The 16,872-nt window shown below is 58.5% G+C and carries 13 protein-coding genes; 10 read left to right on the forward strand and 3 right to left on the reverse strand.

The features are described from left to right. The first annotated feature begins 9 nt into the window (after window positions 1-9). From K0P33_RS05485 to K0P33_RS05500, 4 genes are read left to right on the forward strand one after another with little or no spacing between them, the layout of a single operon-like run. Window positions 10-2,454 carry a hypothetical protein gene (locus tag K0P33_RS05485; protein WP_242154399.1) on the forward strand — a complete coding sequence of 815 codons (2,445 nt, stop codon included), beginning with the start codon at window positions 10-12 and terminating at the stop codon, window positions 2,452-2,454. Beyond that, window positions 2,454-2,786, forward strand: a complete 333-nt coding sequence (locus K0P33_RS05490) for a hypothetical protein (protein ID WP_242154401.1) — start codon at window positions 2,454-2,456, stop codon at window positions 2,784-2,786. The genes K0P33_RS05485 and K0P33_RS05490 overlap by 1 nt, the downstream gene beginning before the upstream one ends. Further along, window positions 2,776-4,389, forward strand: a complete 1,614-nt coding sequence (gene terL, locus K0P33_RS05495; RefSeq protein WP_242154403.1) for a phage terminase large subunit — start codon at window positions 2,776-2,778, stop codon at window positions 4,387-4,389. Before K0P33_RS05490 ends, terL begins: the two co-directional genes overlap by 11 nt. Window positions 4,390-4,415: 26 nt before the next feature. Further along, window positions 4,416-6,626: a hypothetical protein gene (locus K0P33_RS05500; RefSeq protein ID WP_242154405.1), complete on the forward strand. Its 2,211-nt coding sequence runs from the start codon at window positions 4,416-4,418 to the stop codon at window positions 6,624-6,626. A 31-nt stretch (window positions 6,627-6,657) separates the two neighbouring features. On the opposite strand, the gene K0P33_RS05505 is transcribed toward K0P33_RS05500, so the two are convergent. Then, the gene (locus K0P33_RS05505; RefSeq protein WP_242154407.1) at window positions 6,658-7,749 is read right to left on the reverse strand and encodes an acyltransferase; all 1,092 of its coding nucleotides are present in this window, start codon (window positions 7,747-7,749) and stop codon (window positions 6,658-6,660) included. A gap of 458 nt (window positions 7,750-8,207) precedes the next feature. Between K0P33_RS05505 and K0P33_RS05510 the strand changes: the two genes are divergently transcribed. Beyond that, window positions 8,208-8,513 (forward strand): DUF6388 family protein, encoded by a 306-nt coding sequence (locus K0P33_RS05510; protein ID WP_094948948.1) that lies wholly within the window; start codon window positions 8,208-8,210, stop codon window positions 8,511-8,513. A 145-nt stretch (window positions 8,514-8,658) separates the two neighbouring features. On the opposite strand, the gene nadC is transcribed toward K0P33_RS05510, so the two are convergent. Next, on the reverse strand, window positions 8,659-9,507 hold the full coding sequence (gene nadC / locus K0P33_RS05515; RefSeq protein ID WP_094948949.1) for a carboxylating nicotinate-nucleotide diphosphorylase: 849 nt from the start codon (window positions 9,505-9,507) through the stop codon (window positions 8,659-8,661). Window positions 9,508-9,750: 243 nt separating this feature from the next. Here nadC and K0P33_RS05520 point away from each other — a divergent pair, with 243 nt between their 5' ends. From K0P33_RS05520 to K0P33_RS05540, 5 genes are all read left to right on the forward strand, one after another. Further along, window positions 9,751-11,907, forward strand: a complete 2,157-nt coding sequence (locus tag K0P33_RS05520) for a DUF1631 domain-containing protein (RefSeq protein ID WP_242154409.1) — start codon at window positions 9,751-9,753, stop codon at window positions 11,905-11,907. Between the two features lie 61 nt (window positions 11,908-11,968). Further along, a complete protein-coding gene (ampD, locus tag K0P33_RS05525; RefSeq protein ID WP_094948951.1) occupies window positions 11,969-12,532 on the forward strand; it encodes a 1,6-anhydro-N-acetylmuramyl-L-alanine amidase AmpD in 564 nt (187 codons plus the stop codon). Beyond that, entirely contained in the window at window positions 12,529-13,365 is an 837-nt protein-coding gene (gene ampE / locus K0P33_RS05530) for a regulatory signaling modulator protein AmpE (RefSeq protein ID WP_242154411.1), read from the forward strand. The genes ampD and ampE overlap by 4 nt, the downstream gene beginning before the upstream one ends. 196 nt (window positions 13,366-13,561) lie before the next feature. Beyond that, a complete protein-coding gene (locus K0P33_RS05535) occupies window positions 13,562-15,592 on the forward strand; it encodes a methyl-accepting chemotaxis protein (protein ID WP_242154414.1) in 2,031 nt (676 codons plus the stop codon). A gap of 127 nt (window positions 15,593-15,719) precedes the next feature. Continuing rightward, on the forward strand, window positions 15,720-16,148 hold the full coding sequence (locus K0P33_RS05540; protein ID WP_094948954.1) for a hypothetical protein: 429 nt from the start codon (window positions 15,720-15,722) through the stop codon (window positions 16,146-16,148). On the opposite strand, the gene K0P33_RS05545 is transcribed toward K0P33_RS05540, so the two are convergent. Continuing rightward, window positions 16,095-16,871: a TatD family hydrolase gene (locus K0P33_RS05545; RefSeq protein ID WP_094948955.1), complete on the reverse strand. Its 777-nt coding sequence runs from the start codon at window positions 16,869-16,871 to the stop codon at window positions 16,095-16,097. The genes K0P33_RS05540 and K0P33_RS05545 overlap by 54 nt on opposite strands. Window position 16,872: the final 1 nt, after the last annotated feature.

Below are 16,872 nucleotides of genomic sequence, written 5' to 3' on the forward strand. Positions count from 1 at the left end.
GGCAAGCCCATGGCCATGCGTGCCGATTGCATCAAGCAAGTTGAAGCGGCTATAGGTCGCCCCCTCAAAGCGGCAGAAGCCAAGGCCATTGAGGACAAGATCAGCTTTCACATTCGCGACCTTGCTCGTACTGATCCCGCTAAATTCAATGCCATGACCGAGCAGCAGCGCCAGCTGGCCGCCGCTCAAGCCGCTATGGCTGACCACATTGCGTCTGTCGATAAGGCCGCTCAGCGCAAAGGGCAGAACTTGCTGGCGCAAACCCGTGAACTTGCTAATCAGGAGGCGCGCGCGGCGGTCATCGGCGGAAAGCAGCCGTTTACGTCAGCACTGTTTGAGCGCCTGCGGCAGGTAGACGTCCGAATCAAGGGTGAGCGGAACCGGGCGTTCAGCTCGATCATGGAAACCATTGAGGCAGCAGCCCCAAAGTTCTTGGGCATGATCACCAACAAGGCCGCCGAGCGCGATTTTGTTCATGAGGTGTTTGGCCGCGATACCGGAAATCAGGTGGCCGCGAAGGGCGCGAAAGCTTGGCGTGAACAAATGGACGCAGTCCGCGAGCGAATGAACGCCGCCGGCGCAAACATCGGGCGCCTGGATTACGGATGGCTGCCGCAGCCGCACAGCCTTGTGAAGGTTCGCGCCGAAACCCCGGACGCTTGGGCCGGGTTCGTGCTGAATCGCCTTGACCGAAAGCGCTACCTGAATGAAGACGGTACGCAGATGAATGACGCCCAGGTAACGGACTTCCTGCTGGCTGCCCATGAAACCCTAAAGACCGATGGACTGAACAAGATGACGCCCGGTGTCGGCGGCAACGCCAGTCGGGCAGCCAAGCACGACGAAGCCCATCGGCAGATCCACTTTAAAGACGGTGACGCCTACCTTGAGTACATGCGCGACTTCGGCCCTACGTCTGTGTTTGAGGCAATGCAAGGCTCTGTCCACGCCCAGATCAAAGACACCGTGATGATTGAGCAGCTTGGGCCGAACTCTGCGCAGACTTATCGCCTGCTGCATGACACTGCCAAAATGAAAGACGGGATTGGCGATGGCTTTTTCTCCGGTACCGAGTTTGGCGCCACCCCGGACATGGTATGGAACGTGCTGAACGGAAGCCTGGGCGTTCCGGTCAATGCCCGCTTTGCTGAATTCAATCAAGGTATCCGCAACTTCATGGTCGCAGCCAAGCTACAGGCAACCCTCATATCCTCGGTGGTCGGTGACATCCAATCCCTGGCCATCACCAGCGCTTATCACGGGCTGCCCATCGGCAAGACGCTGGTGAGTGCCCTCAAGAGCGTTTCCAAGGACTACCGCGCCGAAGCCAATCGCATGGCCATCGGCCTGGACAGCATCACCAACGACATGGTGACGTTCCACACCGACAACCTGTCGGCGGGCTGGACCTCAAAACTTGCCAACGCCACGATGAAAGTGACCCTGCTGGAACAGTGGACCACTGCCATGCGGCGCGGCTTCTCGGTTGAAATTATGTCCCGGATGGCGGCCGACACGCGCGGCGCCTGGGGGGCTGACCCTAAGCTACAGAAGCGGCTGGAGGTATACGGCATCGGAAAGGATGACTGGGACGTGTGGCAGGCCGCAACGCCGGAGGACTGGCGCGGGCAGGCAATGCTGACGCCCGAATCCATCGCCTCGCTCCAAGGATTCAGCGCCAAGCAGAAGAACGATGCCGTGGGCAAGCTGCTGGGTTACATCCAGAACGAATCCGAATTTACCTCGATCCTGCCGGGCCTCATGACCCGGGCAACGATGCGCCAGGGTACCCAGTCGGGCAGCTTGGGCGGGGAGTCGCTGCGCCACCTGACGCTGTTCAAGTCCTTCGGCGTGGCGATGTTCGAACGCCACTGGAAACGCGCCTCACAGATCGAATCCACCGCCGGAAAGCTGGCCTATTCGGCGTCCCTGTTCACTGGCCTGCTGATGGCTGGGGCGATGACCAACCAACTGATGGACATCATGAACGGGCGCGATCCTCGCAAGATGAACGACGGCAAGTTTTGGGTGCAAGCAATGCTGCGCGGCGGGGGCGTGGGCATCTTCGGCGACATCTTGAACACCGGACTTGGCGGCGACAACCGTGGCGGACAGTCGAACCTGACGGGCTTGCTTGGGCCGGTATATGGCACCGCCGCCGACGTAGGCCTGACGGCCGGCAGTGTTTTTAAGGAGAAGACGGAGCCCGCAGATGTGGGAGCGAACCTTTTACGGATCGGCTACCAGAACACTCCCTTTATTCGCAACTGGTACACCAAGGCTGCCTTTGAGCACGCAGTGTTCCACGACATGCAAGAGTTGCTATCGCCTGGATACCTGCGCCGGATGAAGCGCCGCGCCCAAAAGGACTTTGGTCAGTCGTTCTGGTGGGAGCCGGGCGAAGCAACGCCAGATCGCGCACCGAACATGGGCGCAGCAGTGGGGGCGAAGTAATGCGAGTCGACCAAATTGAACGATTGAAAGCGCTTTCTGAGGGATTGGCGGATGTCGTCCTTAACGAGGCGAACCCTAAAAACTGGCCGGGTAACGGCAAGACCATGGCCGACCTTACCCGAGAAGAACGAGGCGATAGGCACTGGAGCAAGAAGAACGCCGCCGCCACCATGACGCTTCTTGTCAAGGTGATCAGCATCACAGGACATATCCAGGGCGGTACGCTGCCTAAGGACAGCACCGAGGACGATTTGGATAAGGTACAGGCCCAGGCCGAGCGCGAGGCGGTAGCACTACTGGAGCGCGCACAGGCGGGCGTGCATGTCCACTAAGTACATCTCGTTCCTGGCGTTTTTCCTGATCTGGGCAAAACGCATGAAGTGGGAGGTTCCGGACATCCATATCCGGGCCTGCCATTGGCTTGAGCACCGCGGTGATCATGCGGTGCTTCGCTGTTTCCGTGGGTTCGGCAAGTCCACCATCCTGGCTTTGTATAACGCCTGGCGGTTCTACTTGAACCCGACGTACCGAATCCTGCACCAGGGTGACACCGACCCCACGGCCTACAAGACAAGCCGGGACACCAAGGCGATCTTGATGCGGCACCCACTGACGATGGATGCCCACCGCAAGATGAAGGGCGACACCGCGTTCTGGTGGGTTCCTGGCGCAGTGGATGAGCGTAACCCTTCCATGCAGGCATCCGGCATCATGTCGAACATCACCAGTTCGCGCGCCGACGAGTGCCAGAACGATGACGTTGAGGTTCCCAAGAACATCGCCACGCCCGAGGCGCGTGAGAAATTGCGCTACCGCCTGGGCGAGCAGATCCACATCATGGTGCCAGGTGCACGTCTGCTGTTCGTAGGCACACCACACACCCATGACAGCCTCTACGACGAACAGGAAGCGTTGGGCGCCGACTGCCTGACCATTCGAATGTTTGCCCGTGAGCATCGGATTGAAGACGCCAAGTTGACGGCCTATGACCTGCCGTTCGTGCCGGAGTTTGTGCTTTCCGGGATTGGTAAGCACGCCCGCGCCCTGGCGCTGGGCAAGGATTACCAGCAGACGAAAAGCGGCATCGCCTTCTTTACGCCTCCCGGCACGCTGATTGACTGCTATGCCGGCATTGCCTGGGTTGATCGCTTCGACCTGCTGGAGCTTGAGAAGCGCCGCAAGAAAACCCGCACCATCAACGAATGGGATTCGCAGTACCAGCTCCACTCGAAACCCGTCACGGAGGTTCGTTTGGACCCTGCGCGTATCATCCCGTACGACGTTCAGCCCATCATGCGCTACGCCAACAACGCGGCGGCTATGTACCTGGGCGCCACACAGATCGTCGGCGCCGTGGCGTACTGGGACTGCTCACTGGGCAAGATCAAGTCTGATGCCTCGGCTTTCTCGCTGATCCTCACAGACGCGCGCGGCCAGTTGTATTGGCACCTGGCCGTTGGGCTCACCGGGGAAATTGCGGAGTTCGGCCCCAAGGACCAGATCATTGGTGGCCAGGTGCACCAGATCCGCGAACTGGTCATCAAACACCAGATTCCCCGCGTGATCATCGAGACCAATGGCCCCGGCGGCTTTGCGCCTTCAATCCTAAAACAGGCCCTAAAGGGCACGGGCTGTGGGGTTGGTGAGGAGCACTCCAGCACGAACAAGCAAAAGCGCATCCTCGACGCTTTCGAATCTCCGCTATCGGCGCGCTTCCTGTGGGCGCACGTCGATGTGCTGCGCACGATCTGGGACCAGATGCGCGACTTCAATCCGGCACTCACCAACCAGGAAGACGACTACATCGATTCTGGTGCCGGCGCTATCGCCCAAACCCCTGTGCGCATTGGCCGAATAGTCGGGAAACCGACAGAGACCCGTCGTGACAATTGGCGTCCAGATGCGGGCGTTCATGAGGTTCAAGTGGACTACTAGGCCCGCCACCACCCAGGGGGCGCACCATGGCAGTTCCAGCAGGACCAACCGAGAAACGTTACACCGGCAACGGTGTAACCACGATATTCACCATCCCTTTTCTGCTGCTGGCTGCATCCGACCTTGATGTCTTCATCAATGGGGTTGAGGTTGTATCGGGCTTCACCATCACCGGCGTAGGAAACCCGACAAGCACCATCACGTTCACAGCGGCCCCGCCAAACCTTTCGAGCATCTTGCTGAACTTAAACGTTCCGTTTGAGCGCGTGAACGACTACCAGGAAAACGGCGACTTTCTGTCGTCAACCGTGAACCGAGACTTTGACCGGATCTGGCAAGCCCTGAAACAGTTGTTCCGGGTTTCAACAAGGTCGCTGACGCTTGGTTTTTTTGATGTCGACGGTGCAGGCGCATACCAGGCCAAAGGCAACAGGATCTCAGGACTTGGATCTGCCGAAGGGGTCAGCTCTAATGCTGCGACCTATGGCGATGTCTTGCAGGCGGTATCGTTGATTCCAGGCCCTGGCCTGCCGATTAATTACGTCGCTACCATTTCCACAATGCGCAACCTGATGCTGACCACGCCAGCAGTGGACAACGTCGAGTACAACCTGCGCGAGTACATCAGCGGTACCAGTAAGGGGGGCGGTGTATTTTACTGGTCGGCAGGCACACTCAAGAGCAAACACAACGGCGGCACCATCATCAGCCCATCCGTCCCGTTCAGTGGCCTGCAGGCCGCGCTGCCTGCGTTTTTGGCAGGCACTGGCGAGACAAATCCGACCGGCAGTGGCTGCTGGATTCGTCGGTACGATGATCTGTACGGCGAGTTCTTCGGAATGTGTGGTGGTGCCTACAGAGACCCCGAAGCGTTCTCGGCGGCGCACAAATTTGCAGCCCAGAACTTCACTACGCTTCACCTAAACGGGCAGTATTACGTGGCAGGCGCCCAAGTTATGGGCGGGCGGATGCTATTACAGGGGCATAACAACGCGTCTCTCACCGGCAACTTGAAATACATTTGCCTGACCTTTCCGCCAGCCGCCGACACTACTACACCCGTCACAGACACAGACCCATACTTCGATTCTAGAGGGATGGCCTGGAAGGCTTTGGAGGGTGATTTTGCACTGGATGTGCAGGCGCAATACGGTGACAAATTTATTGATACTTGCAACCTGAACAAGAACAAGTTCTATGGTCAGCTCGGCTTCAAGGGCACCCATCTGATTGGCGGTGTAATGTCGGACAACGATTTCTACACCACCATTGCAGGCATCATCCAAGAAGGCTGCACTAACTGGACCTACAGCGAACAGCGATTCCGCCAAGCGGCTCGTTATGGAATGATATTCCGGCCTAACACTGCAAACCCAGGCCGCAAGGGTGGCGAGAATCACAAACTTAGCCTGTGCGAGTTTGCAGTTTGCACAGTCGGCCTGCGCCAGATTCGTACACAGTGGTGCACGGTCGATAACTCGCTTTTCGATTATTGCGGCCTCCCTGTGTGGTCTACTGGCTGCCTATACCAGAAGTATTCAGATACTTATTTCGGATCGTCAAAACAAGGCTCGCTGGAGTCAATGCCGGGCTACACGGCACCGCCTACCGTTGGTACCGCGTTCTTCTCCGAGCCTTATATTTCTGGAACAGTTGCAGGCGGCAATGCCGTTGTCGAGCCTCACAGCTGGACCGCTATAGGTTGTGAGTATGTCAACTACACTCCAGGGGTAACACAGCCGCTGATTAACTCTACGGGGTTTAACGCTGATCAGCCGACTGGCAGATTTAGTCAAAAGGTGCAGATGTCCAAGTGCAAACTTATAGCTGGCGCTAACCATGCAGCATCGCAGCTGATGGCAATATCGTATTGCACGGACGTCGACCTTGACGGCCTAGTTTTTGATTCATTCAACAAATCTACAACGATGACAGACCCGTTCTTTCTAAATACCGTTGATACATACAATGTTCGCGGTACTGATACATACGCCTGCTATCAGTCCGGAGTGCGGATGTTTTCGAAATATGAGCGAGAATCTTTGGGCCGTCTGGCTATGGTTGACGACACATTGGGGCTCTTAATTCAGAACGCTGCAGGAGCAAATTGCATAGTGGTGCGTGGCAGCGGCAGTGACCGCGTAGACATGTACGTAGGAGGGTCGCTAAAGAGCGTTGGGGTGGGCGTTACAAACAGCGGCGGGACAGGGTTTAGAGCCCTGATCGTTCCTAACTAAATGAAAGCGGCGCCTTCCTTGGCGCCGTTTTTTATGCTGTTTTTGCTGCGACCTTACGTCTCGCGGACAGGCTAGATGCAACCTGTCTTGCATAATCCCGATATGGATTTTCAACCAGTCGATACACAACCTCGCAGGCGATCATAATCAAAACAAACAGGTAGACCCTGTTAGCGGTTACGCCATTTGCACCGATCACCGGCATCAAGTATCGGTCAGCGTAAATGATCGCAAGCAGGTGAATCATGTACATCGAGAAGCTCAAGTTACCCAGGTGCACCAAGAAGCTGTTGGACAGCAGTTTCGATACCCAGCCTTTTGCCACCGAAAAAATGTATATGCAGAAAGCAAATGCCGGGAGATAGATTTGCACGTAATCAAGTGGCAGTCGTGCTTTCGCGTTGTCCACGATGGTCCAGTAATAGGCGGCAGCAATAATCACCAGCGCGGCAACCTCAAGCACTGTGGCGAAACCAACTGAGAAATCACGGCTACGCGTTTCTTTCGATACGTAGAACGCGATACCCGTACCGATAAGGAATATGAACAGGTTCATAGGGGAAACCCTGATCAGCCATGTCGAGGATCCCACGCGCGCCGGATCAAGATAAAGCCATAGGCTGAACGTCAGTAGGATTGCAAAGCATATTCCTGAAAGCATCAGCCCAGCAGCTGCACTCTTGTCGAACCCTAGCTTCTTTATCAGCACAATCAGGAACGGGAACGCCAAGTAGAACGCCCATTCGACCGATAGCGTCCACGAAACGGAATTCAGCGAGAAGAAATCGCTATGGCTGGGAAACCAGCTATGCATCAACAGAGCATTGGACACGCCCATCATGAAGGTGGTGGGGGCGTCAGTGATGAACACCAGCGGCAAGGCAAAAAGCAGCGTCAGTAGGTGAACCGGGAAAATTCGGCCGATCCGCTTGACGTAGATGCTGGCCAAGCTTATCGGGTCGATGCTGTTGATCTTGCTGGCATAGGTGTAGGTGATGATGAAGCCAGAAAGAATGAAGAAGAACACGACGCCCAGGCCACCGGTGTCTGTGTCAGTGCCAAGATGGTCAATGTAAACAGCGAGCGCTGCGAAAAAGCGCAGCGAGGTTAATGGCTTAATCAAAGCTATTTCCTTATGTTTTGTTATAAGACATGCCCAGGCTTTGGCAATCGGCGTGAGATTGTATCAATGACCAAGCACATCAATGCGTGCGCTGCGTCAGGCTCGGTCCGCCTCTATGAAAGCGCGGCGAGAAATTATCCGGGTGGCGCTCAATCAGCAGAGTGCCTATTATCGTTTGGCTAGCCTGGTTCGGAAAGGCCCAGCGAAGCCTGAAAAGTACACTGGCTAGTACAGCGGTTTAGACGACGACCGAAGACAGCCAGCAAACGCTGGTGATTGATCGCCAAATGCGATTCCTGTCTCGGGCACAAAGGCAACACTGTTTCAAAGGCAACGTTTTCAGATGATCCCAGAATGGTTCTGAAGGCCAGACGAGCCGGCATTCGTGCCCGCTCTTTCGTATCTGCGCAACCTTGATGACCCAGATGCATCCCCATTCCTCGATCTAAGAGAACAACATGACCACATCAGAGATGACCCAGGAAGCGCGGCACGAAGCAGCCCTCAAAAAGTACGTCGCGGAGTCGCCGGAACTGCTGCATGAGATCAAGGACCTGAGCGCCGATGATCAAAAGGACCAGATCAAATGGGCATTTGAGGATGAGGCTGAGGCCCAGGGCCTGCAGCCATGGGAGCTGAGCCTCAAGTACACCTCCACCCCTGAAGAGTTCGAGGCGGCGCGACTGGCCTTGCACAAAGAGGCTGCCGAGGTGCTGGGTGTCGACTGGAACGAGTATTGCGGGATGAATAATCTCGCGATCTAAGCACTAAGCCTGCAACGAGCTTGTTGTGGAGGCTCGCTTGGTTGGCGAGTGGGCTTGTTGTGGTGAGGCTTGAACTGGTGAGTGGGCTCGCCACGACAGCCCCGCTCACCGCAACAAATCGCCACACAAATTTCGGTCATGCGCCTCAGATACTGAGGCGCATCGACAAATCCACCGCCTTCACATCCTTGGTCATCGCACCGATGGAGATGTAATCCACCCCGGTTTCAGCGATGGGCAGCAGGGTGGTTTCATTGATCCCGCCGCTTGCTTCCAGCTTGGCCTTGCCGGCGTTCAGGCGCACGGCCTCACGCATGTCATCCAGGCTCAACTCGTCGAGCATGATGATATCGGCACCCGCCGCCAGTGCTTCGCGCAGTTCATCCAGGCTTTCCACTTCGATTTCCACCGGCTTGCCCGGGGCGATTTTGTGGGCGGCCGAAATCGCCTGGGCAATACCGCCACAGGCGGCGATATGGTTTTCCTTGATCAGGAACGCGTCATACAAACCGATGCGATGGTTGTGGCAACCGCCGCAGGTGACCGCGTACTTCTGCGCTAGGCGCAGGCCTGGCAGGGTTTTGCGGGTGTCCAGCAACTTGACCTGGGTCGTGGCGACAAAATCCGCCAAGTAGTGGGCGCGGGTGGCGACGCCTGACAGCATCTGCAGAAAATTCAGTGCGCAGCGTTCGCCACTCAGCAGCGAACGGGCCGGGCCTTCCAGATGGAACAGCGCCTGGTTGGGGCTGACGCGCTCACCGTCGGCCACCTGCCAATGCACCGCGACCCGAGGGTCGAGCTGGCGGAAGACGGCGTCCACCCAGGCAGTACCGGCGATAACGGCGGCATCACGAGTAATGATCGTGGCCTTGGCCAGTCGTTCGGCGGGGATCAATTGCGCAGTGATATCGCCGCTGCCGATGTCTTCCAGCAGTGCACGGCGCACGTTGGCTTCGATTTCGGCGGTAAGGTCGGCAAGACGGAGATTCGGCATAACAGGCTCCACAAACAAGGTGCCTCGATTATAGGGGCTGTGCGCCTTTGAACCCAGGCTCCCCACTCATTTACACCGCAATGGCAGAGTTTGCTGGCGCAACTACCCTCGTTTGCAAGATAATCTCGCGCCTTGCAATTGGCGTCATAGCTTTGACGTCTTGGTGGTAACCGGCTTTTGCAGCCCAATTGGACCTGTCGCCGATTTTTCCCCACCCCAACATCGCCGTTTCAGGAGGCCAGGATGCACATTGACGGAAAGGTGGTGCCTATCAACAAGGCACAGGCCACGCCATCCCCGCTCGCGCGCCTGCCGGTGGTGTTGATGCAGGTTCGCGACAAGGCTGCCCAACAGTTGCAGCAAGGCTTGCAGGAGCTGTTCGATAACGCCGACGACACCCTGTTCGAAATGGCCGACAAGGCCCGCAGTAATGTTGACCATCACATTTTCTTTGAAGCCATGCGCGACTTGCGCCTCAAGCGTAAGAACTTCGAACGCGTATTCATGGAGCAACTGTTCGCCGCCTTCGCCAATCTGGACCCCAGCGGGCCGGGCGAGCCGCACCTGGTGCCGGTAGTGTCCTACGAGGCGGCGCCCGGCACTTCCAGCGATGCCCTGGAAAAAGCCGTTGCACTGGAGGCCATGCTGGGCCGGGTGCGGCACCGCGATGGCCTGGCGCTGGGGCAACTGACTGCACGCTTGGGCGCTGTGCTCGGCAAGCCCCTGGACGAGCGAGATAACCCATTGGGCCCGGCGCTGCTTTGTGAGTTCTTTTTGCGCGCGGGGCGCAGCTTGGGGGTGGAGATCCGCGTCAAGCTGATCATGCTCAAGCTGTTTGAAAAGTACGTGCTCAGCGACGCCGATCAACTGTTCGGCGAAGCCAACCAGTTGCTGGTTGCCACCGGGGTGCTGCCTGAACTCAAGGCGGTGCCGTCACGTCGGCCCGGCGGGCGTGCGGCGCGCGAACAACAGCAAGAAGGCAGCCTGCCCAGCATCGACCCGCCGCTGGATGAAAACGGCCAGGAAGCCTTCGCCGCGTTGCAAAAGTTGCTGGCGGCGGTACGTGGCAGCGTAGCGCCCACCCTTGAGGCCTGCGCCGAGCCGCAACCCATTGCCACCCGCGACCTGCTGCGCCTGCTCTCCCATTTGCAACAATACGTGCCGGAACCCGAGGCCGAAGACGACTTTGACCTGCGCAACCAGCTTGGGCAGTTGTTGACCCGGGTCAGCGTCAAGAGTGGCAAATCCCGTGTTGTGGAAGACGCCGATGAGGATGTGATCAACCTGATCGCGCTGCTGTTCGATTTCATCCTTAACGACCGTACCGTGCCGGATGCCTTCAAGGGCTTGATTGCCCGCTTGCAGATCCCGATGCTGAAAGTCGCGGTCCTGGACAAAAGTTTCCTCAGCCGTAGCAATCACCCAGCGCGGCGGTTGCTCAACGAGATCGCGGCTGCCGCCATGGGTTGGAGCCCGCACGCGGACTATCAGCGTGACAGCCTGTACCTGCAGATCGAGCAAGTGGTGCAGTGCTTGCTGAATGACTTCGTCGAAGATCTGGCGATTTTTTCCCAACTGCTGGCGCAGTTCAGTGCGTTTACCTTGGATGAACGCCGCCGTAGCGAGCTGCTTGAACAGCACACCCGCGAAGCCGAAGAAGGGCGTGTGCGTACGCAAGCCGCCCGTGAGCGTGTGGCTGACCTGCTTAACCGGCGCTTGCTCGGCAAGGTGTTGCCGCAATCCGTGGTGGAGTTTCTGCAGCAGGCCTGGAGCCAGGTGCTGTTGTTGGCCAGCCTCAAGCAAGGCGAACAGTCGGTGCAGTGGCAGTCGGCAGTACGGACCATGGACGAGTTGATCTGGAGCGTGGGCCTGCAGAAAGACACCGAGGCCGGGCGGCACCTGCTGGAGCAACTGCCTGGGTTGCTCACGGCGTTGCGCAACGGCTTGACCCGCGCGGCGTTCGATTCCTTCAGCACCCGTGAGTTTTTTGTGCGCTTGCAGGCCATGCATGTTCAATCGTGCGAAGGCGAGCCCCTTGATGTGCTGATCAAGGTGCGTGAGCCGTTTTCATTCGGTGCCGTGTTGCCTGACGCCATGGAAGGCCTGCCCAGCGATGACCCGGACCTGCTCAAGGCTCATCAACTGCGCATTGGCGGCTGGGTTGAGTTCCAGCAAGAGGCAGTCGCCACCCTGCGATGCAAGCTGACGGCGATCATGGCACCGGCCAACCGCTATATTTTTGTCAGCCGTACCGGGCTCAAAGTCCTGGACAAAACCGCCGGCCAATTGGCCATGGCGTTCAAGCGCGGCGCGCTGCGCACCTTGGACGATGGGTTGCTGTTCGACCGCGCGTTGGCGTGCGTAGTGGGTAACCTGCGTCAACTCAATCGCGGCAAGTGATCGCAACCGCAGGGCTGAACGCGGCATACTGGTGATACCTCGTCTCATTCAAGGAACCTGTATGCAGTTGGACCCCACCAGCGGTTGGTGCCAGGGCATTCGTCATTGCCCTTCGCCCAACCACAACGAGCGCCCCGCAGGCGAAATCTCACTGTTGGTGGTGCATAACATCAGTTTGCCCCCGGCGCAGTTTGCCACCGGCAAGGTGCATGAGTTTTTCCAGAATCGCCTGGATGTCACGGAACATCCCTACTTTGAAGGTATTGCCGACCTACGGGTATCTGCGCATTTTCTGATTGAGCGCGACGGTACCGTGACGCAATTTGTATCGTGCCTGGACCGCGCCTGGCATGCCGGGATATCCAGCTTTGGGGGGCGTGAAGTCTGCAACGACTTCTCTTTAGGCATCGAGCTGGAAGGGACCGATGAGCTACCGTTTACCGAGGCCCAATATGCATCCCTGATCGACCTGGCCCGCCAGCTGCTGGTGGCGTATCCGGACATTACCCAGCAGCGTATTTGTGGCCACAGTGATATCGCCCCGGGACGCAAGACTGACCCGGGCCAGGCTTTTGATTGGACGCGCTTTCGCAGCGCCCTGCAGGATGGAGGACACGCACGATGAGTTTCCTGGTGTTAGTGCTGGCGGTCTGGATCGAGAAGTTTTCGGCCCTGCGTCGGCGGTTGCAGCGTGACGGTGGATGGCTGCGTGAGCTGGCCAAGCTGGAATCTAGCGCGCGCATGGGCAAGCGGCCCTGGTTGATTTTAGTACTGCTGGTGTTGTTGCCGGTGGCCTTGCTAGCCCTGTTGCTGATGGTGCTGGAGCCGGTGGCTTATGGCCTGTTGGCGCTGCCGGTGCACTTGCTGGTGGTGATTTATAGCCTGGGGCGTGGCGATCTATTGGCCGGGCTTGGACCGTTTCGCGATGCCTGGCGGCGCGGCGATCTGCAGGCCGCCGAACACGTGGCCGAGCGCGACCTGAAGATGGCGGCCGACAGTGGCGAGCAGCTGCTGGAGCGGGTGCAGGGCCATCTGCTGTGGCAGGCCTATCAAAGCTTTTTCGCGGTGATTTTTTGGTATTTCCTGTTGGGCCCGGTCGCCGCACTGGCCTATCGACTGCTGGCGTTGGCCAGCGAGCATAGTCAGAACCCCTTGGTCGCCGAACGTGCCGGGCAGTTGCGCCACGCGTTTGACTGGCTGCCGGTGCGCCTGCTGGCGGCAAGTTTTGCGCTGGTGGGTAATTTTGTTGCGGTCGGTCGGGTGATGCTGCATGAGCTGCTGAGCTGGGACATCAGCGCCGCACAACTGGTGGAGAAGGTTGGCCTGGTGGCCGCTGAAATTCCGGCGCCAGTGGTGGGGGCTGACGGTATCAATAGCCTGGATCGGCTGTGGGAGTTGCTGCTGCGTGCGGCGGTGCTGTGGTATGCCGGGTTTGCTATCTGGACTGTGTTGCCGTAATTAAGCGAACGCGGTCAAAAATGTGGGAGCGGCGGTGCGAGGATTCGACTCGCACCGTCGCTCCCACCGTTGTTTAAAGTCGTTAACCTTACGTTACAAAACTCCCTTTCAAATTGAGCTATACAGACACAGCGCCAAATAGTGGCTATCTGCCGTGCCCCTGCGCCTCAATAAAAATAAGAAAGGGAGTTCACCTGTGAAGAGCTTGCTCTATCCCGCCGTAGCGCTGATGAACCGCCTGAGTTTCGGCATGAAATTCAGCCTGATCAGCGTGCTGTTCCTGCTACCGATGCTGGCAACCAATTATTTCCTGGTGCGCGATTCCTGGTCTGAATTCCAGGGCACCCGCATCGAGCTGCAAAGTCTCGACCTGCTCGGCAGCAGCCTAGCCCTACGCCGCGATCTGGAAACCCTCAACAACCAGGTGCAGATCAACGCGGTGCTCGGCCAATCCGGCAAGGCCGGCGATCTTGAAAGCCAGATCAGTGCTTTGGAACAAAGCGTGCTGAGTCGCTTGCAAAGCCTTAATGCGATGACCACCGACCCTGAGCAAATCAGCGCCTTTGACGGCAAACGTGACGAGATGATCGCCGCGTTCAAGGCTCAGCAACAAGAAACCTCGCTGCTGAGCAAAAGCGCGCTGATCGGCAAATTGCTCAACAAGGCCCAGATGCTCAGCCAGATCATCGCCAGCCAGTCTGGCTTGAGCCGTGACGCCCAGAGTGATGTGCGCCAACTCTGCGAGCTGGTCACCAGTATCACCCCGCAAGTCACCCAAACGTTGGGCGAAGGGCGCGCGATGGGCGCGTATTCCCTGGGCCAAGGCTTTCTCAATTCATCCTCCAGTACGCGCTTTGACGAACTGCTGCAACAGGTGGAGAAACTCCAGGCCGAATACGCCTTGAAGTTGCAGGATGCCCTGGGCGGCAGCGGTGCCGCGCATGCCGCGCTCGACAGCCAGGCCAAGGCCAGCAGCGCGAGCCTCAAGCAAGGCAGTGAAGTGTTTGAAGAGCAGGTGGTGATGGCCGAAACCCTCGATGCGCCCTGGCAGGCCTTCTACGAAGACGTCAGCAAGCTGATGGCCCAGACCTACCGGCTCAATGAAGCGACTTTGACCTTCCTCGAGCAGCAACTTGAGCAGCGCCTGGCGCAAAACCGAACGCACATGGTGGTGCTGGTCTCGGCCCTGGCGGCGGTATTTTTGCTGATTTTTTATCTGTATGCCGGTTTCTACGCCTCGACCCGCACCACCTTGCGGCGCTTGGGGGCGATGATGGGCAAGGTTGCGGCCGGCGACATGACCGTCACCTTTGTCGCCGACAGCCGCGATGAACTGGGGGATTTGGGCCAGGTATTCAACGGCACCGTGGCCAAGATTCATGACCTGATCGAGCGTGTCGGCCACACCGTCAGCCAGGTCGAGCTGCAAGCCGGCCAGGTGCAGGCCGTATCCGCTCAGAGCAACCAGGCGGTATCCGGGCAGCGCAGTCAGATCGAACAGGTGGCGACGGCCATGAACCAGATGTCTTCCACCGCCCAGGAAGTGGCGCGCAGCGCGGCGGCGGCGGTCAGCAGTGCCCACAGCGTCAACGATGAAACGGTCAGCGGCCGTGGCCTGGTGCAATCCCAGCAGAGCAGCATCGCGCGCCTGGCGTCGGAGATTGATGAGTCGGTACGGGTCATCAACCAATTGGCCACCGACAGCCAGTCCATCAGCAGCGTGTTGGAGGTGATCAAGAGCGTCGCCGAACAAACCAACCTGCTGGCGCTGAATGCCGCGATTGAGGCGGCGCGTGCCGGCGAGCAGGGCCGAGGCTTTGCGGTGGTGGCCGATGAGGTCCGTACCCTGGCCCGGCGCACCCAGCAGTCCACCGAAGAAATCGAACAGATGATCAGCCGATTACACAGCGGGGTCGGTGCGGCAGTGAAGGCCATGGGCACCAGCCATGCGATGGCGAATGGCACCGTGGGGCAGTCGGAAAAGGTCCAGCAGGCCTTGGAAAACATCCACGGTGCCGTCGGCATGATCGTCGATCAGAACCAGCAGATTGCCGCGGCCGTGGAGCAGCAAACCGCCGTCGCCCACGATATCGATCAGAACATCGTCGAAATCAATCGTGCCGGCGAGCATGCGGCCGAAGGTGCGCATCAGACCGAGGCCGCCAGCCGACTGCTATCAATACAGGTCATCGAGTTGAAGCAACTGATTGGGGCGTTTCGCGTGTAGGTCCGGGGCGTAGGAATTTATCCTTGTGTGGTGTGGTGCCCGTCCTGATTTGCCTGTGGATCTTTTCTGAGTGCGTGAAGGGGTGAGAGTTTGTTTCAACCAGTCACAGACCAAGGGAGGCACGGCGATGACCGCTGTTATCGGCGTCAAAGGGCACTGCGCCCATTGCGACATCACGTTTTCACTCAAGCCTTGGCAACTGAACGCCATTGCTATCCATGAGCCCTTTGGATGCCCGTACTGTCAGCGCATCTTGCAGTTGAACTGCCCCAAACAACAGCGCCAGTTCAAGTCGTTGGACCACTGGGCGATGGTGCGCCCGAGCATGATCGTGCTGACTTGCGTGGTGATGGTCGTGGCGCTGGTGGCCGAGTGGGTAGGGCTGATCAGTGTGATCGGGCAGCTGAATATTTCATTGGTAGTGGTGCTGGTGCACTTTCTGGTGCTGCGTTATGCCCGTCACCGGCAACGGCTGACGTTGGACTTGCAGGCGGTCAACACGCTACCAATTGAACAGCTCGCACGCGTTGCGCGTACTCGACTCGGCCAACAATAAAGGGCTGATGCCCATGTGTTCAGCCAGGGCGGTGCAGATGTCCGGCAAGTGTTGCGGGCTATTGCGCTGGCCCGGGTACATGGCGGGCGCCATGTCCGGCGAATCGGTTTCCAGCACCACGGCTTCCAGGGGCAGTTGGGCCAGTACTTTGTGCATGCGCAGCGCCTGGGGCCAGGTGGCCGCGCCGCCCAGGCCCAGCTTGAAGCCGAGCTTGATGTACTCGCGAGCCTCCTCAACACTGCCGGCGAACGCATGAATGATGCCGCCGCGTGGCAGGCGGATGCGCTTGAGGGTCGCGATCACTGCTGCGTGGCTGCGGCGTACGTGCAGCAAGGCCGGAAGCTGGAAGTCCACCGCCAGTTTCAACTGGGCTTCAAACAGGCTTTGCTGGCGCTCGCGGTCCAGCTGTTCGAGAAAGTAATCCAGGCCGATCTCGCCGACGGCGCACAGTTGGCGGTGGCCGTGCAGGCGGGTAAGCCATTCGCCCAGCGCGGTCAGGTCGGCGGGGCGATGCTCATCGAGGTACACCGGATGCAGGCCGAAGGCGGCGAACAAGCCTTCATCTGCTTGCACCAGGTCCCACAGCCGTTGCCAATTTTGCTGATACACCCCCAACACCACCATGCGCTGCACGCCGAGTTGGCGGCTGTGCGCCAGCACTTCCCGGCGATCAATGTCGAAGTCCGGGAAGTCCAGGTGGGTGTGGGTGTCGATCAGTTCCACG

This window comes from Pseudomonas sp. ArH3a (assembly GCF_022648765.1).
GTDB lineage: Bacteria > Pseudomonadota > Gammaproteobacteria > Pseudomonadales > Pseudomonadaceae > Aquipseudomonas.